The sequence below is a fragment of the Pseudomonas sp. UBA2684 genome (assembly GCA_002354655.1).
GTDB lineage: Bacteria > Pseudomonadota > Gammaproteobacteria > Pseudomonadales > Pseudomonadaceae > Aquipseudomonas.
This window is the reverse complement of sequence record DELY01000050.1, coordinates 158,925-179,656: the sequence shown is the minus strand read 5'-3', so window position 1 is coordinate 179,656 and position 20,732 is coordinate 158,925. Positions and strand designations below refer to the sequence as shown.

General features: G+C 64.9%; 17 protein-coding genes and 1 CRISPR repeat array. Of the genes, 11 read left to right on the top strand and 6 right to left on the bottom strand.

Going from position 1 to position 20,732, the window contains the following annotated elements:
* Positions 1–9 precede the first annotated feature (9 nt).
* The 4 genes from B3M58_RS18495 to amn all read left to right on the top strand — a co-directional run bounded on the left by B3M58_RS18495 (position 10) and on the right by amn (position 7,380).
* Positions 10–2,397 carry a hybrid sensor histidine kinase/response regulator gene (locus B3M58_RS18495; protein ID WP_296221334.1) on the top strand — a complete coding sequence of 796 codons (2,388 nt, stop codon included), beginning with the start codon at positions 10–12 and terminating at the stop codon, positions 2,395–2,397.
* A 240-nt stretch (positions 2,398–2,637) separates the two neighbouring features.
* Positions 2,638–3,279, top strand: a complete 642-nt coding sequence (locus B3M58_RS18490) for a TetR/AcrR family transcriptional regulator (protein ID WP_296221332.1) — start codon at positions 2,638–2,640, stop codon at positions 3,277–3,279.
* Positions 3,276–4,925, top strand: a complete 1,650-nt coding sequence (locus B3M58_RS18485; RefSeq protein WP_296221330.1) for an acyl-CoA dehydrogenase family protein — start codon at positions 3,276–3,278, stop codon at positions 4,923–4,925. Before B3M58_RS18490 ends, B3M58_RS18485 begins: the two co-directional genes overlap by 4 nt.
* 86 nt (positions 4,926–5,011) lie before the next feature.
* Positions 5,012–5,712: direct repeats of the CRISPR family, unit length 29 nt; unit sequence GTGTTCCCCGCGCCAGCGGGGATGAACCG.
* A gap of 192 nt (positions 5,713–5,904) precedes the next feature.
* Positions 5,905–7,380, top strand: coding sequence for an AMP nucleosidase (gene amn, locus B3M58_RS18480; protein ID WP_414704108.1), 1,476 nt, complete (start codon positions 5,905–5,907; stop codon positions 7,378–7,380).
* Between the two features lie 162 nt (positions 7,381–7,542).
* On the opposite strand, the gene B3M58_RS18475 is transcribed toward amn, so the two are convergent.
* The gene (locus tag B3M58_RS18475) at positions 7,543–8,418 is read right to left on the bottom strand and encodes a LysR substrate-binding domain-containing protein (RefSeq protein ID WP_296221326.1); all 876 of its coding nucleotides are present in this window, start codon (positions 8,416–8,418) and stop codon (positions 7,543–7,545) included.
* Between the two features lie 133 nt (positions 8,419–8,551).
* On the opposite strand from B3M58_RS18475, the gene B3M58_RS18470 reads away from it, so the two are divergent.
* The 4 genes from B3M58_RS18470 to B3M58_RS18455 all read left to right on the top strand — a co-directional run bounded on the left by B3M58_RS18470 (position 8,552) and on the right by B3M58_RS18455 (position 13,031).
* Positions 8,552–9,604, top strand: a complete 1,053-nt coding sequence (locus B3M58_RS18470) for an agmatine deiminase family protein (protein WP_296221324.1) — start codon at positions 8,552–8,554, stop codon at positions 9,602–9,604.
* Between the two features lie 4 nt (positions 9,605–9,608).
* Positions 9,609–10,517: an N-carbamoylputrescine amidase gene (gene aguB, locus B3M58_RS18465; RefSeq protein ID WP_296221321.1), complete on the top strand. Its 909-nt coding sequence runs from the start codon at positions 9,609–9,611 to the stop codon at positions 10,515–10,517.
* Between the two features lie 2 nt (positions 10,518–10,519).
* Positions 10,520–11,617: an extracellular solute-binding protein gene (locus B3M58_RS18460; RefSeq protein ID WP_296221319.1), complete on the top strand. Its 1,098-nt coding sequence runs from the start codon at positions 10,520–10,522 to the stop codon at positions 11,615–11,617.
* Between the two features lie 289 nt (positions 11,618–11,906).
* Complete coding sequence (locus tag B3M58_RS18455) at positions 11,907–13,031, top strand: agmatine deiminase family protein (RefSeq protein ID WP_296221318.1); 1,125 nt, start codon at positions 11,907–11,909, stop codon at positions 13,029–13,031.
* 39 nt (positions 13,032–13,070) lie between these two features.
* Here the strand turns inward: B3M58_RS18455 and ahr are convergent, their stop codons facing one another.
* Complete coding sequence (gene ahr / locus B3M58_RS18450) at positions 13,071–14,105, bottom strand: NADPH-dependent aldehyde reductase Ahr (protein WP_296221316.1); 1,035 nt, start codon at positions 14,103–14,105, stop codon at positions 13,071–13,073.
* Between the two features lie 205 nt (positions 14,106–14,310).
* Between ahr and B3M58_RS18445 the strand changes: the two genes are divergently transcribed.
* A complete protein-coding gene (locus tag B3M58_RS18445; protein ID WP_296221693.1) occupies positions 14,311–14,877 on the top strand; it encodes a pseudouridine synthase in 567 nt (188 codons plus the stop codon).
* 181 nt (positions 14,878–15,058) lie between these two features.
* On the opposite strand, the gene B3M58_RS18435 is transcribed toward B3M58_RS18445, so the two are convergent.
* Positions 15,059–15,262, bottom strand: a complete 204-nt coding sequence (locus tag B3M58_RS18435) for a DUF2788 domain-containing protein (RefSeq protein WP_296221315.1) — start codon at positions 15,260–15,262, stop codon at positions 15,059–15,061.
* 181 nt (positions 15,263–15,443) lie between these two features.
* Positions 15,444–15,923, bottom strand: coding sequence for an Lrp/AsnC family transcriptional regulator (locus B3M58_RS18430; protein ID WP_296221314.1), 480 nt, complete (start codon positions 15,921–15,923; stop codon positions 15,444–15,446).
* Positions 15,924–16,480: 557 nt separating this feature from the next.
* Here B3M58_RS18430 and B3M58_RS18425 point away from each other — a divergent pair.
* Positions 16,481–16,633, top strand: a complete 153-nt coding sequence (locus B3M58_RS18425) for a hypothetical protein (protein ID WP_296221313.1) — start codon at positions 16,481–16,483, stop codon at positions 16,631–16,633.
* On the opposite strand, the gene B3M58_RS18420 is transcribed toward B3M58_RS18425, so the two are convergent.
* Together B3M58_RS18420 and B3M58_RS18415 are read right to left on the bottom strand one after the other, a co-directional pair.
* The gene (locus B3M58_RS18420) at positions 16,630–17,514 is read right to left on the bottom strand and encodes a cation diffusion facilitator family transporter (protein WP_296221312.1); all 885 of its coding nucleotides are present in this window, start codon (positions 17,512–17,514) and stop codon (positions 16,630–16,632) included. The two genes, B3M58_RS18425 and B3M58_RS18420, sit on opposite strands and share 4 nt — an antisense overlap.
* A 6-nt stretch (positions 17,515–17,520) precedes the next feature.
* Complete coding sequence (locus tag B3M58_RS18415) at positions 17,521–17,940, bottom strand: polyribonucleotide nucleotidyltransferase (protein WP_296221311.1); 420 nt, start codon at positions 17,938–17,940, stop codon at positions 17,521–17,523.
* Between the two features lie 141 nt (positions 17,941–18,081).
* Here B3M58_RS18415 and hrpB point away from each other — a divergent pair, with 141 nt between their 5' ends.
* A complete protein-coding gene (gene hrpB / locus B3M58_RS18410; protein WP_296221310.1) occupies positions 18,082–20,646 on the top strand; it encodes an ATP-dependent helicase HrpB in 2,565 nt (854 codons plus the stop codon).
* Positions 20,647–20,732 lie beyond the last annotated feature (86 nt).

Here is a 20,732-nt window from a genome sequence, read left to right as displayed (position 1 = left end):
TGGGGGCGCATGCGCTACGTCCTGATTTTCCTGTTGGCTGTCTGGCCGGTATTTGCCGGTGCCGTGGTGTTCGACGAGCACACCCGTGCGCTGTCGCTTGGCCAGGCGATGTATGTGTTCGAAGACGTGCGTGGCGATGCGACCATCGACGAGGTCACCTCGCCAGCGTTGCAAGGCAGTTTTCGACGGCACGACAAGGCGGTGCTGAACGCCGGCTATTCGCGCTCGGTATTCTGGCTGCGCCTGGATCTGGAGTACCGCCCGCACAGCCTGGGCGGCCAACAGCCCTGGTTGCTGGAACTGGCCTACCCGCCCCTGGACCATCTGGCGCTCTACCTGGACGACGGTCAGGGCCGTTTCCAGTTGGCGCAGCGCACCGGCGATGCGCTGCCGTTCGCCAGTCGGCAGATCAAACAACACAACTACCTGTTCGAACTCAAGTTGCAGCCCAATCAGCCGCAGCGCGCGTATCTGCGCCTGGAAAGCCAGGGCTCGATCCAGGCGCCGCTGACCCTGTGGGCGCCGAATGCCTACCTTGAGGAGCAGCCGGGGCGTATCTATGTGCTCGGCATCATCTACGGCGTATTGCTGGTGATGCTGATCTACAACCTGTTCATCTTCTTGAGCGTGCGCGACACCAGCTACCTTTATTACATCTTCTACATCGCCTCGTTCGGCCTCTATCAGATCTCGGTGAATGGCGCCGGCATCGAGTATTTCTGGCCCAACAGCCCCTGGTGGGCAAATGCCGCCACGCCGTTTTTGATCGGCTCGGCGGCACTGTTCGGCTGCCAGTTCGCCCGCAGTTTTTTGCACACCGCCGAACACAGCCCATGGGTCGACCGCACGCTGCTGGTGATGATGGCCTGTGGCGCCCTGGTGATGGTCCTGGCCCTGACGGTCAGCTATGCCGTCGCCTTGCGCCTGGCCACCTACCTGGCGCTGCTGTTCACCGTGGTGATTTTCGCCGCGGGGATTCTCGCCTGGCTGCGCGGCATGCGTGTGGCGCGTTATTTCATCATCGCCTGGAGCGCTTTTTTGCTCGGCGGGGCGATCAACACCCTGATGGTGCTGGGCTACCTGCCCAATGTATTCCTGACCATGTACGCCAGCCAGATCGGCTCGGCGCTGGAGGTTGGTCTGTTGTCCCTGGCGCTGGCCGACCGTATCAACGCGATGAAGGAGGAACGTACGCGCATCCTCCAGGAGGCCGGGCGCAAGCTGGAGTCGCTGAACCAGGAACTGGCCAACAGCAACCGCCTGAAGGACGAATTCCTCGCCACCGTCACCCATGAACTGCGCACGCCGATGAACGGGGTGATCGGTTCGCTGGAGCTGATGCAGACCGTCAGCCTCGACGCCGAACTGGCGCAGTATCAGAAGACCGCCGCCAGTTCGGCGCGCGACATGATGCGCATGGTCAATGACATCCTCGCGCTCACCGAGTTGCAGGCCGGCAAGCTTTACCCGCGGCGCGAGCCGTTCAGCCTGCGCGGGTTGTTCGACGGCCTGCGCGTGCAGTACGCGCCGCGTGCCGAGGAGAAAGGCTTGCGGTTTGTTCTGGAGCTGGACGAAAGCCTGCCGGACACCCTCGAAGGCGACGCTGGCAAGCTGGCGCAGAGCCTGGGCTACCTGCTGGATAACGCCATCAAGTTCACCGCACAGGGTTCGGTCACGCTGCGCATCGGCCGGGTCGGGGCCATGTCCGAGAGCCTGCCGTTGAGCATCCAGGTGCTCGACAGCGGCGTCGGTTTCAGCGTGCCGCAGGATGCCTCGTTGTATCAGCAGTTCCGCCAGTTGGACGGTTCCATGACCCGCGAGTACGGCGGCCTGGGCATCGGCTTGGCTATCTGCCGACAGCTGGTCGACCTGCTTGGCGGCAGCCTGAGTCACGAGTCGCAGCCGGGACAAGGCAGTTGCTTTCAACTGAATGTGCCGCTGGCTCTGCCGGCCCAGGCGGCGCCCCAGCCCGTGCCGGTGCGGCGCGCCTCTACGCAGGCCGTGCGCCGCCCTGAGCAGTGCACGGTGCTGATCGTCGAGGACAACGCCATCAACCAGCTGGTGACTCGCGGCATGCTGCTCAAACTCGGCTACCGCGTGCGCACCGCCGACCACGGCGCCGAGGCGCTGGAGGTGTTGCGCGGTGAGGCGGTCGACGCGATCTTGCTGGATTGCCAGATGCCGGTGATGGACGGTTTCGCCACCTGCCGTGCGTTGCGCGCCTTGCCGGGGTGTGTCGAGCTGCCGGTATTGGCCATTACCGCGCACAGCCACAGCGGCGACCGCGAGCGTTGCCTGGCGGCCGGCATGAGCGACTACCTGGCCAAACCGGTGAAATTCGAAGAGTTGCGCAGCCTGTTGCACGATTGGGTGCTGTGCCGCCCAGCTACGGCCTGAGCAATGCGCGCTACGGCGTGTTCGAGCGTGCCGAACAGCGCGCACGCAAGCCTGTAGCCGTCGGCTGGGTTTCGGCCCGGCCCGCGCGCGTCGACTCTTGGGCGGCCGCGTGCAGCATCGTCCTCTCGATTTCCCCTGCGCGCCTGCGTGGCACTTCAGCCGCACTTTTGTCCTGAATCCCCCTTTTTGCATGGTCTGAATCCTGATTCACTGACTGAAATGTGAATCAGGATTCAGACCATGGCTTACCGTACCAGTGCGCTGCGTATCGACCGCGACCAACTTCTGCGCGAGCGCATCCTGGCCTGCGCCTTGGCGCGCGTCGCCGAGGGTGGTTTCGCCGCGCTGACCATGCAGGGATTGGGCGAGGCTGTCGGCATCGCCACCGGCAGTTTGTACCGACACTTTCGCAGCAAGGGCGAATTGGCCGCCGAAGTATTCGCCAACGCCAGCCAGCGCGAAGTGGACGCTTTGGCCGCGGCGTTACGTGGCCCCGGCAGCCCCGTCGAGCGCCTGGCCGCCGGCTTGCAGCAATTCGCCGCGCGCGCCTGGCACAGCCGCCGCCTGGCCTTCGCGCTGATCGCCGAGCCGGTCGACCCGGAGGTCGACGAACAGCGCCTGCTGTACCGCGAGGCCTATGCCGAATTGTTTATCGAACTGCTGGAGGAGGGCGTCGCTCAGGGCGTTTTCCGCATCCAGCATGTCAGCCTGATCGCCGCCTGCCTGGTCGGCGCGATTGCCGAATCCCTGGTCGGCCCGTTGTCTCCGCCCGCCCGTGCCGCCCGCGAAGCCGGGCGGCTTTCCCTGGACCTGGAGCAAGTCAGCCAGAGTCTGGTGACCTTCTGCCTGCGCGCCGTTGGCGCCGAGGAACCCACGCCATGATCCCCGCCCTGAATGCCGAAACCCATGAAGTGTTCAACCAGGTGCCGCCGCTGGACGGCGCCAACCTGTACCGCGTCGACCTGCCGTTGCAGGAGTGGACGCGGCGCTTCGGCGGCGGTTGGGCCGAGGCGCGGATCGACGCCTATGGTGCCCTGGCCGGCGGTGAATTGATGGCCGCCGGCTTTCTCGCCAACGAGAACAAGCCGGTGTTCAAAAGCCACGACCGCTATGGCCAGCGCATCGACCTGGTGGAGTTCCACCCGGCCTATCACCAGTTGATGCGCGCGGCCATCGAGCATGGCCTGCCGTCCATGCCCTGGACCGACCCACGCGCCGGCGCGCAAGTCGCCCGCGCGGCGATGAGCTACCTGCACAGCCAGGCCGAGGCCGGCAGCGGCTGCCCGCTGACCATGACCTATGCCAGCGTGCCGGCGCTCAAGCTGCAAGCCGATATCGCCGCGCAGTGGCTGCCGAAGATCCTCTCGACCCAGTACGACCCGCGTAACCTGCCAATCGCACAGAAGACCGGCGCGACCATCGGTATGGCCATGACCGAGAAGCAGGGCGGCACCGATGTGCGCGCCAACACCACGCGCGCCTACCCGGTGGGCATCGGTGGCCCCGGCCAGGCCTACGAGCTGGTCGGTCACAAGTGGTTCTGCTCGGCGCCGATGTGCGATGCCTTCCTCACCCTGGCCTATACCGACCAGGGCCTGACCTGCTTTCTGCTGCCGCGCCACCGCCCGGACGGTACGCGCAACGAGTTCTATATCCAACGCCTGAAGAACAAGCTGGGCAACCAATCCAACGCCTCCAGCGAGGTCGAGTTCCGCGGCGCGCTGGCTTGGATGATCGGCGAGGAAGGCCGTGGCGTACCGACCATCATCGAGATGGTCGCGCTGACCCGCTTCGATTGCATGGTCGGCTCCAGCGCCCTGATGCGCCAGGCCCTGACCCAGGCCGCGCACCACTGTGCGCACCGCCAGGTCGGTGGCCGCGTGCTCAGCGAGCAGCCACTGATGCAGAACGTGCTGGCCGACCTGGCCCTGGAAAGCGAAGCCGCCCTGGCACTGACCCTGCGCATGGGCAAGGCGCTGGACAATCCGCACGACGAGCAGGAAGACAAATTCGCCCGCTTGGTCACCGCCGTGGGCAAATATTGGATTTGCAAACGCGCGCCGGCGATGATCAACGAAGCCGCCGAATGCATGGGCGGCGCCGGCTACGTCGAAGACAGCATCCTGCCGCGGCTGTACCGCGAAGCGCCGGTCAACTCGACCTGGGAAGGCTCCGGCAACGTGCAGTGCCTGGACGTGCTGCGCGCCCTGTCGAAGGAACCGGGCGTGCTCGACGCACTGTTCAATGAACTGGGCGACGGCCATGGCGATGCGCGGTTGGCCGCGCATATCCAGCAGTTGCAGGCGAACTTCCGCGACACCGCCGACATCCAGTACCGCGCCCGCCAGCTCACCGAAGACGTAGCCCTGGCGCTGCAAGCCAAACTGCTGCTGGAGGCCGGCAACGCCACGGTGTCCGACGCCTTCATCGCCAGCCGCCTGGGCGACGGCGGCCGCGTCTACGGCACCCTGCCGCGCGGCGTGGCTGCCGAAGCGCTGGTGGCGCGCAGCACGCCGCATCTGATCTGATCCGTGCCTGTCCGATCATTCGTGAAAAAATCGGTGGATTGTTAGCGGCCGATTTTTTCTCAGAGGAACAGTTGGTTACGCTAAGAGTGTTCCCCGCGCCAGCGGGGATGAACCGACCTGCTGGCCGAACGCCTCAAGCTAAGTGGTGTGTTCCCCGCGCCAGCGGGGATGAACCGCCGGCCTACCTCAAACCGACCGATGTAGTGAAGTGTTCCCCGCGCCAGCGGGGATGAACCGACCTTGGCTGGAGTCAATGCGGCGAGAACTGGGTGTTCCCCGCGCCAGCGGGGATGAACCGTCGCGTGCGACTTGATCGCGCAGCTTGTCGTGGTGTTCCCCGCGCCAGCGGGGATGAACCGAGCTATGCCTGGCTGTGGATGGTGCTCATCGCGTGTTCCCCGCGCCAGCGGGGATGAACCGCGGTGCAGGACATATCTGCCGATCTTGGTGTTGTGTTCCCCGCGCCAGCGGGGATGAACCGTCTCCTATAGCGCCCGAACACCCTTATGCCGGCGTGTTCCCCGCGCCAGCGGGGATGAACCGCGCAGGCCGCCCTGAAGGTTTTGCTAGATCTCGTGTTCCCCGCGCCAGCGGGGATGAACCGACAACACGGTTTACCAAACAGTGGCGCTGCCGGTGTTCCCCGCGCCAGCGGGGATGAACCGTTCATCAATGGTTGGGAGGAGGCCAACCATATGTGTTCCCCGCGCCAGCGGGGATGAACCGCTCATCGCGCAGTTCAGCCGGGATCTCCGGCGGTGTTCCCCGCGCCAGCGGGGATGAACCGCAGGTGCAGTCCAGTCAGGGTAAGGCCGAGCTGTCTTCCCCGCGCCAGCGGCGGATGAAGTGACTAATAATAAATGTCGGCATGGGGGCCCGAGTGGGCGAGGGAGTTGCGTTGGCTTGTCGCGAAGCGCTATGCCAAGCCGCGCTGATACAGGCAAGATAGAGCCTGTCTGTTCAGCCAGGAATGCCCGCCGTGAGCCCTTGTTCCGAAGACTTCGTCGTCGCCCACAGTGCAGAGGAGGCGGTGGATCGTCTGGCCGCTCTGCACCAGCAAGCCACCAGCGCCCTCAGCCAGGCGCTCAAGCGCTATCTCAAGGAGCGCATCAAGCCGGATGCCGCCGAGCAGTGCCAGTTCCGCTACCCCGAGTTGCGCCTGACCTACCTGTGCCAGGGCGAAGCGCCGACCACCGTGCGCGCTTATGCCAAGGTGCAGGTGCCGGGGACCTATAGCGTTACCGTGACCCATCCCGCGGCCTTCCGTAAGTACTTGCTGGAGCAGTTGCAGCCGCTGATGCATGACTTCACCGTGCATGTGGAAGTGGGTATCAGCCAGCAGAACATTCCCTATCCCTATGTGGTCGAGCAGGGCGATGAGCTGGCCGGCTCCGGGGTGACCGCCGCCGAACTGGCGCGGGTGTTCCCCAGTACCGACCTGTCCGCCGCCACCGATGGCACCGCCGATGGCCTGTATGACTGGGAAAACACCGACCCGCTGCCGCTGGCGCTGTTCGACGCAGCAAGAGTGGATTTCTCCCTGCGCCGCCTGGTGCATTACACCGGCAGCGACTGGCGGCATGTGCAGCCGTGGATTCTGCTGACCAACTACCACCGCTACGTCGACCAATTTATCCGCCACGGCCTGGACATGCTGGTCGGCGATTCGCGTTTTGTGCGCATGGTGCTACCGGGCAACGTGGTGATCGAGCGCGGCATGGCCGAAGGCGAGATGCAGGCGATCATCGAGACGGTGGTCTGGCACCGTTACCAGATGCCGGCCTATCACCTGCAAGGGGCTGCCGACGGCGACGGCATCACCCTGGTGAACATCGGTGTCGGTCCGTCCAACGCGAAGAACATCACCGACCACCTGGCCGTGCTGCGCCCGCATTGCTGGCTGATGATTGGCCACTGCGGCGGCCTGCGCCAATCGCAGACCATCGGCGACTACGTGCTGGCCCACGCTTATATGCGCCGCGACGGCATCCTCGATCGGGTGCTGCCGCCGAATATTCCGCTGCCGGCCCTGGCCGAAGTGCAGCAGGCGTTGCAGGAGGCGGCCAAGCAGGTCACCGGCGAGCAGGGCGACGAGCTGAAGAAACGCCTGCGCACCGGCACCGTGCTGACCTACGACGACCGCAACTGGGAGCTGCGCTGGGCCCAGGAGCGGCCGCTGATCAACCTGTCGCGCGCGGTGGCGGTGGACATGGAAAGCGGCACCATCGCCGCCCAAGGCTATCGCCTGCGGGTGCCCTACGGCACGCTGCTGTGCGTCTCGGACAAACCGCTGCACAGCGAGATCAAGTTGCCGGGCGCCGCCGGGGCGTTCTACGAGCGCGCGGTGACCCAGCACCTGCATATCGGCATCACCGCCCTCGACTTGCTGCGCAACCAGCTCGATTCGCTGCACTCACGCAAGCTGCGCAGTTTCGACGAGCCGCCGTTCCGCTAGCTGGGTTACGCCGCTGCGCGGCTAGCCCAGCCTGCGGTTTGGGTGTTGCGTTACAACGCCGGTGGGTTTCCAGTCACTCCGTAGGATGGGTTGAGCTTGGCGATACCCATCGTCTAGGTGACCCCTCATCGCTGGGTTGCGCCGCTGCGCGGCTAGCTCAGTCTACGATTTGGTTACCGCGCCACAGCCCAGCGCGCTTTCCAGCCAATTGCAGAAGCTGCGGGTCAGCGGGTCGCTTTCGCTGTCGCGGTGCACCAGCCAGGCCCAGTTGGGGCCGCGCACGCTCTGCTCCACCAGGGGCTGCAACAGGCTATTGCGCCGCGCCTGGTCAGCCAGCAACTGGCTGACCAGGGCAATCCCCAGGCCCTGGCTGGCGGCATCCAGCAGCTGGCCGGGGTCGGAAAAATTCAAGCCGCGGCTTTGCTGGCCCACGTCCTGTCCGCCCTGTACCGCCCAGTGGCTCCAGTCCATCTCCCGTTCACCGTGCAGGGTGCTGCGTTCGGCTGGCTGTTGCGTCAGCAGGTTGGGATGGGCGGCCGGATAGAGGCGGTCTTCCAGCAACACGCGAAAGCTGCATTCGGCCTGCGCGGTAAGGTCGTCACGCACGGCCACGTCGACGGTCTGGGTGGCCATGTCGGGGATTTCGTCGGTGGTGAACAGCCACAGGTCGACCTCCGGGTGCAGGCGATGGAACTCGCCCAGGCGCGGCACCAGCCAGTGACGGGCGAAGGCCGGGGTGGTGTTGACCACCAGTTGGTTGGGCTTGCGGTACTGCTCCAGGCGACGGATGCCGACCGCCAGTTGCTGCAGCAGCGACTGGGTGGTGCTGAGCAGGTCATGCCCGGCATCGGTCAGGCTGACGCTACGGCCGTTGCGGAAGAACAGCGGTTGTTCGAGGAAACCTTCCAGGCTGCGGATCTGCTGGCTGATCGCCGACTGGGTGAGGTGCAGCTCTTCGGCCGCCCTGTGGAAGCTGCCGAGGCGGGCGGCGGCTTCGAAGCCGCGCAGGGCGTTTAGTGGGGGCCAGTGTTTCAACATTATTGATAAGTCCTGCTAATCAGAATTGCGCAAAATCTATCGTTTGTTACGGCATTTTTACAGGCCTAGCATGCAAGTCATCACCGCATTCGCGGTTTTCAGTGATAACAAAGACTTAACTGAAGGCACTTGTATGCAGCATAACGCAGTCGCAGAAAACACCTGGTTCATGCCCGCCGAATGGGTCCCGCACGCCGCTACCTGGATGGTCTGGCCGCACAACCAAGGGCTGTGGGAGTCCGGTTGGGGCGTGACCCTGGCCGAGGTACAGGTCGACTTTGCCCGGGTGGCCAACGCCATTGCCCGTTTCGAGCCGGTGAAGATGGTGGTCGATCCGTCTGCGGCGCTGCGCGCTCGTACGCTGTGCGGGGCCAACATCGAGCTGATCGAGCTGGCTGTCAACGACAGCTGGTGCCGTGACTCGGGGCCGAGCTTCGTCTGCCATCCGCAGCATGGTCTGGCCGGGGTCAGCTGGCGCTTCAACGCCTGGGGCGGCAAGTCCGAGCATGATCTCGACGAGAGCCTGGCGCGGCGCATTCTCAATGGCCTGGGCATGGATTGCTTCGGCACGCCGCTGAGCAACGAAGGCGGGGCAATCCATGTGGATGGCGACGGCACGCTGATCACCACCGAGTCGGTGCTGCTCAACCCCAACCGCAACCCCGGCATGAACAAGGCCGAGATGGAGGAAATCTTCGCCCGCCTGCTCGGCGTGAAGAAGACCATCTGGCTGCCGGGCGACCCCAAGTACGTCACCGGCGATATGACCGACGGCCATATCGATGGCGTGTGTGCCTTTGCCAAGCCCGGCGCGCTGCTGGTGGACGCCACCCGCGATCAGGGTTCGGTGTATGCCGAGGTGGTACGCGAGAACCGCCGCGCCATCGAGTTGGCCACCGACGCCCGCGGGCGCAAGTTCGAGCTGCTCGAACTGTTCGAGGCCACCGATGCGGTGGATACTGAAGCCGAGGTGTTCTGCGCCTCCTACACCAACTTCTACATCTGCAACGGCGCGATCATCATGCCGGCCTACGGCATTGCCGCCGATGAGGAAGCGGCGGCGACCCTGCGCATGGCCTTCCCGGGCCGTGAAGTGGTACCGGTGCAGATCAATCAGCTGGCCCATGGCGGCGGCGGGGTGCACTGCATCACCCAGCAACAGCCGGCCTGGCCGTTGAAGGGGTGAGGTTATGAGCAAGCTGATCGTCGCCACCACCCAGTTCGCCTGCAGCTGGGACCTTGAACAGAACCTCGACCAGGCCGAGCGCCTGGTGCGCGAGGCTGCCGCCAAGGGTGCCCAACTGATCCTCCTGCAGGAGCTGTTCGCCACCCCGTACTTCTGCATCGAACAGGACCACAAGCACCTGGCGCTGGCTGAGGAGTACGGCCAGAGTCGCGTGCTCAAGCGCTTCGCTGCGCTGGCCAAGGAGCTGGGCGTGGTGCTGCCGCTCTCCTGGTTCGAGAAGGCTGGCAACGCCTACTTCAACTCGCTGAGCGTGGCCGATGCCGATGGCAGCTTGCTTGGGGTGTACCGCAAGACCCACATTCCCAACGCCATCGGCTATCAGGAGAAGGAATACTTCAGCCCCGGCGACACCGGTTTCCGCATCTGGGACACCGCCTTCGGGCGTATCGGCGTCGGCATCTGCTGGGACCAGTGGTTCCCCGAAACGGCGCGCTGCCTGGCCCTGCAAGGTGCCGAGGTGCTGCTGTTCCCGACCGCCATCGGCTCCGAACCGGGCGCTGCGGTGCTGGATTCCCGTGACCATTGGCAACTGACCCAGCGTGGCCATGCCGCCGCCAACATCATGCCGGTGATCGCCGCCAACCGCGTCGGTCATGAAGTGGCAACCGGCGATCCAGCGCTGGCGATGAGCTTCTACGGTTCGTCCTTTATCACCGACCACAAGGGCAAGTTGCTCGCCGAGGCCGATCGCGACAGCAGCGGTGTGCTGGTGCGCGAACTGGATCTGGCCGCCATGGGCGAAGAGCGCCAGACGTGGGGCATCTACCGTGATCGTCGCCCGGAAATGTACGGCCCGTTGCTGGGGCTGGACGGACGGCAAACCCACGTGCGCTGGAATCACCAAGGAGTCTGACCATGAAACCTGGTAAAGCCTTACTGATCGGCTCGCTGAGCCTCGCCCTGAGCTGTGCCCAGGCCTGGGGCCAGGCCGAGGAAAAGACCCTGCGCCTGTACAATTGGGCCGACTATTTCGCCCCGGATACCCTGAGCAACTTCACCAAGGAAACCGGCATTCGGGTGATCTACGACGTCATGGAAGGCAGCGAAACGCTGGAGGCCAAGATGATGGCCGGGCGCAGCGGCTATGACCTGATCTTCCCCGGCGACACCGTGGCCGAACGGCTGATGCGTGCCGGCGCGCTGCAGAAGCTGGACACCAGCAAGCTCGAGCACCTGGATGACATCGAGCCGGGCCTGCGCAACCTGCAGACCAAGTACCCCTACTCGCGGCATGCCACCGTGCCCTACACCTGGGGTTCGATCGGCCTGACCTACAACACGCAGATGATCGAGCAGCGCATGCTGCAGGCACCGGTCAATAGCCTGGACCTGCTGTTCAAGCCGGAGCTGGCCGCCAAGTTTGCCGACTGCGGCATCTCGATGATCGACTCGCCGGACGAAGTGCTGGCCGTGGTGCTCAACTACCTGGGGCGTGAGCCGCGCAGCGGCAAGGCGGAAGACCTGGCCGAGGCGTTGGCGCTGCTGAAAAGCATCAAGCCTTACGTGCGCAAGTTCCAGTCGCAACCGGTCACGCAGCTGGTCAATGGCGAGATCTGCCTGTCGCTCGGTTACAGCGGCGACATGACCCAGGCCCAGCGCACGGCGGATGAGGCGAAAGCGGGGCGGACCTTCGGTTACCGCATCCCGGTGCAGGGCAGCACCATCTGGATGGACACCATGGCCATTCCGGCCGATGCCCAGCATCCTGAATATGCCTACGCGCTGATCAATTTCATCATGCGTCCGGAGAACATGGCGGCCATCAGCAACGCCACCGGTTATCCCACCTCCAGCGCCAAGGCCCGGCCAATGGTCGCGGACGACATGCGCAACAACCCGGATATCTATGCCGATGAAGCCACCTACGCACGGCTGATTCCCGGCAAGGACATTCCGCAGCGCGACATGCGTGCGCGCATGCGTACCTGGAGCACCTTCAAGACCGATCTCTAGGCCTCTCGCCTGCCTGCCTCCAGCAGTTCGTAGGGTGGGTTAGGCGCATGACCACGGGCTATCGGCTGATACGTAGTCAGTTGCGCCGTAACCCACCAGATGAGGCAGGCCGATCACCGCTTGGTGGGTTACGTGGCGCACCCATTGCGCAGTGTCTTTGCCAGCCCGCCTCTGCGCCACTAACCCACCCTACAAAAGCTGCGTGCAACACGTAATTGGGACATAGCCATAAACAATGGGGGCGCCAGCGGGCGTGCTCCGGGATAAGCCATAAAAAGAGGAATAGCGCATGTCGACTCGTCGTGACTTTATCAAGCAGTTTTCATTGTTAGCCGGGCTGGGGGCGCTGGCCAGTACCGGGCTGGGGTTGAATGCACCGCGGGTGCGTGCCGCCCTGGCCAACAGCTGGTATATGCCGGACGAGAACGAGCTGCAGGAACGGATCTTCCTGGCGTTCGCCGCTTCGACGACGGTCTGGGAGGACTGGGCGACGCCGGTGAACAACTGCATCGCGCTGTTGGCCAAGACCATCGCCAAGTACCAGCCGGTGACCGTGCTGTGCCGTGCCAACCAGCTGGCGCTGGCCAAGAGCAAGTGCGGCACCACCAATATCAAGTTTCTGACTATGCCGCTGGATGACATCTGGGTACGCGATTACGGCGGTTGCTTCGTGGTCGACGGCCAGGGCGGTCGTGGCCTGGTCGACTTCAACTTCAACGGTTGGGGCAACAAGCAGACGGCGAGCAACGACACCCAGGTGGCCGATAGCCTGAGCTACGAAACCTATGCCACCTATATCGCCAGCATGCTCACCGGCGAGGGTGGTGGCATCGAGGTGGATGGCCACGGCACGGCGATCATGACCGAGAGCTGCTGGGTCAACAGCAACCGCAACCCGGGTATGAGCAAGGCGCAGATCGAGGCCGAGCTGAAGGCCAACCTCGGCCTGCGCAAGATCATCTGGCTGCCAGGGATCAAGGGCAAGGACATCACCGATGCCCACGTCGACTTCTACGCGCGCTTCGCCTCCAAGGGCGTGGTGATCGCCAACCTCGACAACGACCCCAAGTCCTACGACTACGCGGTGACCCGCACCCACCTCGAGATCCTCAAGAACGCCACCGATGCCGATGGCAGCAAGCTGGTGGTGCACACCCTGCCGCCTCCCCTAAAGAAGCGCAGCAACGTCTACACCCAGAACAACCCGGATTTCGCCCCCGGCTATATCAACTACCTGCCGATCAATGGCGCGGTGATCGTGCCGCAGTTTGGCGACACCACCGCCGACAAGTTCGCCAAGGATCTGCTGACCAAGCTGTATCCGGGGCGTGCGGTGGTGCAGGTGAATATCGACCCGATCGCCGCTGGCGGTGGCGGTATCCACTGCGTGACCAAGAACATGCCGCTGCTTTGATGCCTGAGGATGGGGCGGGCATCCTTGCCCGCCTTCGGGTTAGGCCTTGGCGTCCAGCACCACTCGGTAACGCGCCTTGCCGGCGCGCAGGTGGTCGATGGCCTCGTTGACCTTGCTCATGGGGAAGTGCTCGACCTGCGGCAGAATCTGATGGCGGGCGCAGAATTCCAGCATGGTCGCCATATTCGCCGGTGAGCCGACAGGCGAGCCAGATAGGCTCTTCTGCTTCGGAATCAGGTTGAATACATGCACCGGGATCGCGCTGGGTACGATGCCGACAAAGTGCAGCCGGCCCTTGCCGCGCAGGGTGCCGATCATGGCGTTCCAGTCGAGGTCGGCGCTGGCGGTGACCAGCAGGAAATCCAGGCTGCCGGCTATGGCTTTCAGCGCCGCGCTGTCGGTGGAGGCCACCACCTTGTGCGCGCCCAAACGCTTGGCTTCTTCCTGTTTGCTCAAGGACGAGGTGAAGGCAGTGACTTCGCAGCCCCAGGCATTGAGAAAGCCCAGCGCCAAGTGACCGAGGCCGCCGATGCCGACCACGCCGACCTTGTCGGTGGGTTTTACATCAAAATCCAGCAGCGGGCTGAACACCGTGGAGCCGGCGCAGAACAATGGGCCGACCAGAGCCGGGTCGAGGCCATCCGGCAGCGGCACGGCCCAGGCCCAGTGGCTGCGCAGGCGGTCGGCGAAACCGCCGTTGCTGCCGACAATGGTCGGTTTTACCGTGCCGCAGAGTTGGTGCGAACCTTCCATGCACGAGCTGCAATGCATGCAGCTGCCCTTGTACCAGCCGATGCCGACCCGTTGACCAAGCTTGAGGCCGCGCGCCTGCGCGCCGAGGCGCACCACGGTGCCGACCACTTCATGGCCGGGGATAAAGGGATAGCGCGCATTGCCCCATTCGTTGTCGATCATCGACTGGTCGGAATGGCAGATGCCGCAGTATTCCACGGCCACTTCCACTTCCTCGGCACCCAGCGGGCCGGGATCATAACTGTGCGGTTCGAGGGGCGCGCCGGGGGCTTTGGCGGCCCAGCCGGTAAAGGTGTCGACGATGGATTCGGACGAACTCATAACAATAAGCCTCGGTGCGGAGAACAGGACTCAGCCAGCATAGCCGGGTCTGCCGGCGTAATGCGCCTGCATAAGCCCGGCTGATGGTTGCACGGTGGCCTCGGTTACACTGGCCGCCTCGCAATCTGTTTCTGGATCACCTATGTCGCGCCCACCTCGCCCTGCGTCCTCTCGTCCGCACAGCGGCAAACCTGCCGTGCGTCGCGTGGCCAAGGCACCACCCGCCGAGCCGCGTTTGCTGGTGCTGAACAAGCCGTTCGATGTGCTGACTCAGTTCAATGATGAGCAAGGTCGCGCCACTCTTAAGGATTTTGTCAGTGTCCCTGGCGTCTATCCGGCCGGGCGCTTGGACCGTGACAGCGAAGGCCTGTTGCTGCTGACCAACGACGGCGGCTTGCAGGCGCGTATCGCCGACCCCAAGCACAAGCTGGCGAAAACCTATTGGGTGCAGGTGGAAGGCGAACCGAGCGAGGCGCAGTTGCAGCAGCTGCGTGACGGCGTGCAATTGAATGACGGCGCAACCCTGCCGGCCGAAGCACGGTTACTGGATGAACCGCAGCTATGGACGCGCAACCCGCCGGTGCGCTTTCGCAAAAGCATCCCGACGGCCTGGCTGGAACTGGTGATTCGTGAGGGGCGCAACCGTCAGGTGCGCCGGATGACTGCCGCCGTGGGCCTGCCGACCCTGCGTCTGGTGCGCGTGCGCATCGGCCCTTGGAGCCTGGACGGTTTGCAGCCTGGCGAATGGAAAGAGCTCGAGGCGCGTTTGTAGGATGGGTTGAGCGTAGCGATACCCATGCGGGGCGTGAAGCGTGATGGGGATCGCCAGCTCAACCCATCCTACGAAGCTGCCGACCCTGCGCCTGGTGCGCGTGCGCATCGGCCCCTGGAGCCTGGACGGTTTGCAGCCGGGCGAGTGGAAAGAGCTCGAAGCGCGTCTTGTAGAGGAGTGGTTACACGCCTTCCAGCCCGGCGATGACCAGGGTTTTGATGATAAACCCGAGCACGCCCAGGCCCAGCGCGAGGAACAGGATCATGCTGCCGAAGCGCCCGGCCTTGGACTTCTTCGCCAAGTCCCAAACGATAAAGGCCATGAACAGCACCAGACCGCCGACCAGCGCGGTCATCATCAACTCTTCGAATACTTTCGGATCCATCGCGACCTCAATTGGCTGACAGCAGGCTGTGCCGTCAGGGGGAACCCTGGCGGGTGGCAGGCGAGGCGATTGTTGTTGTGTGCGCGAACAAGCGCTTATGACGGGCCACGCGGGGGCACAGCGAAACGCCGCGGATTATACGCCAGCGCCTGGCGTTGTCAGCGACCGTCGGTAAGCACGCTTAACTGCGCAGGTGCTGCAACGGCAGCTGGGTGCTGGACAGTACCTGTTGCAGAACGAAGCTGGAGCGCACGCTGGAGACGCCGTCGATGCGCGTCAGGGTGCCGAGCAGCAGCTTCTGGTAATGGTCCATGTCCGGCACCACCACCTTCAACTGGTAGTCCGCATCCATACCGGTGACCAGGCTGCATTCCAACACTTCCGGGCATTTACGAATCACCTCCTGAAAGTGCTCGAAGCGCTCCGGGGTGTGTCGATCCATGCCGATCAGCACGTAGGCGGTGAGGCTCAGGCCGAGCTTTTTGCGATCGAGCAGGGCCACCTGGCCGAGGATATAACCGTCGTCTTGCAGCTGTTTGACCCGCCGCGAGCAAGGCGACGGCGACAGGCCGATGCGTTCGGCGAGGTCCTGATTGGACAGGGTGGCATCACGCTGCAATTCGGCGAGGATATTCAGGTCGTAGCGATCAAGTTTGTTCATATCTACGCTGCTTTTCTATTTGGCTTGCGCCTAATAGTGCTGCATAAGTAAAAAATTGCGCAAGTGGTCGGTTTGTTAGCAATTTTCGCAATCTTCTGCCGGAGTGCCGGGCGTAAGCTTTACCTCAGTTTCACGGCCCGGACGACACGTCCACCCGGCTCGCCCAATCAGGTGCGCCGGCGCCGCCGGTCCCACCGGACCGTCACGGCACCCGGGTCCGCACTGCCCAACCAGGCGGGCGAGGAAAGCGGCGACAGCATCGCCAGCACAGGACATTTTCCCGAGGGGAGGCCGCCAGGTCTCCCTTTTTTCTTGCGCGCTATCCCAGGCCGGCCAGGCGCAGCAGCCACCAGGCGAGGATCAGCAACTGCTCTAGTCATCGCCTGGGCCTCTCCGGCGGCCGGCATCGGCATGTGCCGAGTACGCAACCCATGCTGCTGCAGCGGCGCAAGTGAAGGGCATTGCCCACTTTACTCAGGCTTTACCCAGGCTTGACCCCGGGTTTACTGGCCTTGGGCCAGGCTAGGAATCTGGTTAATCGGTAGGAGAGCGAGTCGATGAAAAAGCGTTTTGTCTGGGCGGAGATTGGCGTGTTGCTGCTGCTCGGTCTGTCGCCGTTGATTCAAGCCATGCCACCGAGTTCGGGGCCTGAGTCGGCGTTGCATACGCCGCTGGATGCCGCCGCGACCCTCTGCCAGCGCGCTGGCTAGGGCTTCAGCACTTCCGGCGGGTCGGCATGCACCAGCACCTCGGCCCGTGGGAACTCACGGCAGATCGCCTCTTCCACGGCCACGCACAGCGCATGGGCCTGGGACAGGCTGAGTTCGCCGGGCAACTCCAGGTGCAGTTGGACGAACCAACGGGTGCCGGAAATCCGCGTGCGCAGGTCGTGGGCACCGAGCACGCCGGGTACGCCACAGGCCAAGGCGTGCATTTGCGCGCTGATTGCCGGCGAGAGCTCCTGATCCATCAGCACGGCGACCGCCTCGCGGGCGATGCTGATGGCGCTCCAGAGGATGTAGAAGGCGATGCCGATGGCGAACAGGGCATCCATCTGCTGCCAGCCGATGCTCGCCAGCAACAAGGCCAAGAGGATGCTGCTGTTGAGCAGCAGGTCCGAGCGGTAATGCAGCGAGTCGGCATGGATCGCGGTGGAGCCGGTCAGGCGTACCACATGGCGTTGGAACAGCAGCAGGGCGACGGTCAGTGCCAGCGACAGCAGCATCACCGCGATGCCGAGCATTTCACTGCTCAAGGGCTGCGGTTCGAGCAGCCGTTTGACGCCTTGCACACCCACCAGCATGGCGCTGGCCGCAATGAACAATGACTGGCCGAGGCCCGCCAGGGCTTCGGCCTTGCCGTGGCCATAGCGGTGATCCTCGTCCGCCGGGCGCAGGGCGACATGCACGGCGATCAGGTTGAGCAGCGAGGCGGCACTGTCGAGCAACGAGTCGGTCAAGCCGGCCAGCAGGCTGATCGAGCCGCTCAGCCACCAGGCCACGGCTTTGGCCAGCACCAGGCCCAAGGCCACCGCGAGTGCGGCGACCGTGGCCAGGCGCATCAGCCGCGCGTGCTGGGGCAGAACGCCCATGATCGGTTACGCCGCCGGACGCAGGCCGTAGGCGGCCAGTTGTTCGGCGCTGCCGCTGTGCTGGATCAGGCGCGGGTCGTCGAGCGGCAGGCTGTGGCCGGTCTGTGCATCGATCAGGGCTTTCAGTTTGGCCGGGTCGACGTTGCCGTCGGCATCCACCAACTGCTGCAGTTCCTGTGGGTCGACCTGGGCGGTCTGGCCGCCGGGCAGGTAGATGGCGCCGGTGGCGAAATCGATACCGAAGGCGATCAGGCCGGGAATCACGAAGAACAGGATGCCGATGGCGTTCAGGGCGGCGACCACCGGGTCGATCTTGCCTTCGATCTGGCCGCGACGATCCGGGTAGAACAGGGTGCCGCAGGCGGCCAGTTGGGTGAACAGGGTCACGGCGAGAACGCCGCCGATAACGCGGGATTTCGTGCGCATCAAGCACCTCCAGGTAATAAGTGGCGCAACTATAGCAAGCCGAGGATGGCAAAACTGCTATGCCCGGTTGCGACGGCAGTAAGACCAGCAAAGCGGGTTGGCAGTTCGCCGCTATAATCGCCGGCCTGATTGGGAGGGTTCATGAATTCGTTGCCTATCGATGCCCTGTTGCCTGCGTTGCGCGAGGCCCTGGCCAGTCGCCATGAGGCCGTGTTGGAGGCGCCGCCCGGGGCCGGCAAGACCACCCGCGTGCCCCTGGCATTGCTCGACGAGCCGTGGCTGGCCGGGCAGCGCATCATCATGCTCGAACCGCGGCGCCTGGCCGCCCGTGCCGCCGCCGAGCGTTTGGCCAGCGAACTGGGCGAGGCGGTGGGGGAAACCGTCGGCTACCGCATCCGCCTGGACAGCAAGGTCGGCCCGCGCACGCGCATCGAGGTGGTCACCGAAGGCATTCTCGCCCGCCGCTTGCAGGAGGACCCGGCGCTGGAAGGCGTCGGCCTGGTGATTTTCGACGAATTTCACGAGCGCAGTCTGGATGCCGATCTAGCCCTGGCGCTGACCCTTAACGGCCGCGCCATGTTCCGCGCGCCTGATAGCGACGAGCCGGCGCTGAAAGTCCTGTTGATGTCGGCGACCCTGGAAGGCGAGCGCCTGGCCGGTTTGCTCGGCGATGCGCCTGTGTTGCGCAGCGAGGGGCGCATGCTTGCGGTGGAGGTGCGTTGGGGCGCGCCGTTCCAGGTCGGCGAATGGCTCGAGCCCAGGGTGCTGCAAACGGTCTTGCAGGCGCTGGCCGACGAGCCGGGCAGCGTGCTGGTGTTTCTACCGGGGCAGGCGGAGATTCGTCGGGTCAATGAACAGCTGAGTGAAGCCCTGAGCGGGCGCCGCGATATCCTGCTCTGCCCGCTGCATGGCGAACTGGACCTCAGTGCCCAGCGTGCCGCCATCGAGCCGGCCCCGGCGGGCCTGCGCAAAGTGGTGTTGGCGACCAATATCGCCGAGACCAGCCTGACCATCGACGGGGTACGTGTGGTGGTGGATGCCGGCCTGGCGCGCGTGCCGCGTTTCGACCCCGGCAGCGGCATGACCCGTCTGGATACCCAGCGTATTTCCCGTGCTGCGGCGACCCAGCGCGCCGGCCGTGCCGGGCGCTTGCAGCCAGGCGCCTGCTACCGCCTGTGGTCGCAGGCGCAGCATGAACAATTGGCGGCCTACTCGGCGGCGGAAATCCTTCAGGCCGACCTTGCCGGCCTGGCCTTGCAGCTGGCGCGCTGGGGTGTGCAGCCTGGCGAACTGGTTTGGCTCGATTCGCCGCCGGCTGCGGCCTACGCCCAGGCCCAGGATTTGCTGACGCGTCTCGGCGCGCTCGACGGGCACGGCACGCTGACGCGCCATGGCCAGGCGATGGCCGAGTTGCCGGCACACCCGCGCATCGCCCACCTGCTGCTGCGCGGGCAGGCGCTGGGCTTGGCCGCGCTGGCCTGCGACCTGGCGGCGCTGCTCGGCGAGCGCGACATCCGGCGCGGCGCGGGGGCGGACCTGCACAGCCGCCTGGCTCTGCTCTCGGGGGAGAACAAGGTCGCACGTGGCGAGCACCGGAATGCCGGCCATCGGAATGCCGACCAAAGCGCTGTGCAGCGCGTGCGGCAGTTGGCTCGGCAGTTTCACGGCTACCTCAAGCGGCTACCGGTTGCCTCGCCAGTCGCCGATCCCGAGCATTCGCGCTGGCTCGGCGCCCTGCTGGCCTTCGCCTACCCGGATCGCGTCGCCCAACAACGCCGTGCCGGCGGCGCCGAATACCGCCTGGCCAATGGCCGCGCGGCACAGTTCGGCGAGGCCGATGGGTTGATGAAATACCCCTGGTTGGTGGTCGCCGACCTCGGCAGTCGTCAGGGGCAGCGCGAGGAGCGCATTTACCTGGCGGCGGAGTTGGAGCCGGCGTTGTTCGATGGTGTCCTGGCCGAGCAGGTCAGCGCTCAGCAGATACTCGACTGGGACGAGCGCGAAGGCGTGCTGCGCGCCGAGCGTCAGCGCAAGGTCGGCGAGCTGGTGCTGGCCCGCGAAGCCTTGCCGGGCCTGGATGCGGATGCGCGGGCGCAGGCCTTGGTCGCTCTGGTGCGGCGCAAAGGCCTGGAGCTGCTGCCCTGGACGCCGGAGCTGCGCCAGTGGCAGGCGCGGGTGGCCTTGTTGCGCGGCCTCGATCTGGCCCAGACGGGCAGCAGCGAGTGGCCGGATGTGTCCGATCAGGCGTTGCGCGACAGCCTGGAAGACTGGTTGACGCCGTATCTGGACAAGGTCAACCGCCTCAGTCACTTCGCCAATCTGCAGTTGCCGGGGATTCTTCACGGCTTGTTGCCCTGGCCTTTGCCGCAGCGCCTGGATGAGTGGGCGCCGAAGGCGCTCGGCGTACCCTCGGGCTCACGCATCGGCCTGGATTACAGCGAGCAGCCACCGGTATTGGCGGTGCGCCTGCAAGAGTTGTTCGGCTTGGCCGAGACGCCCCGTATCGCCGGCGGCCGGCAGGTGGTCAAGTTGCACCTGCTGTCGCCGGCGCGGCGACCGGTGCAGGTGACCCAGGATCTGGCCAGCTTCTGGGCCAACACCTACGCCGAGGTGAAGAAGGACCTCAAGGGGCGCTACCCCAAGCATTATTGGCCGGACGACCCGCTGATCGCCGAGCCCACCGCGCGGGCCAAACCGCGCCAATAAACCCGGTGCGTCGGTCTGCGGCAAACGGGTGGCGCGGCCCAGGCGCTGCCGCGCGTGGGTTAACAGGCCGTTGAAAAATGTAGGCG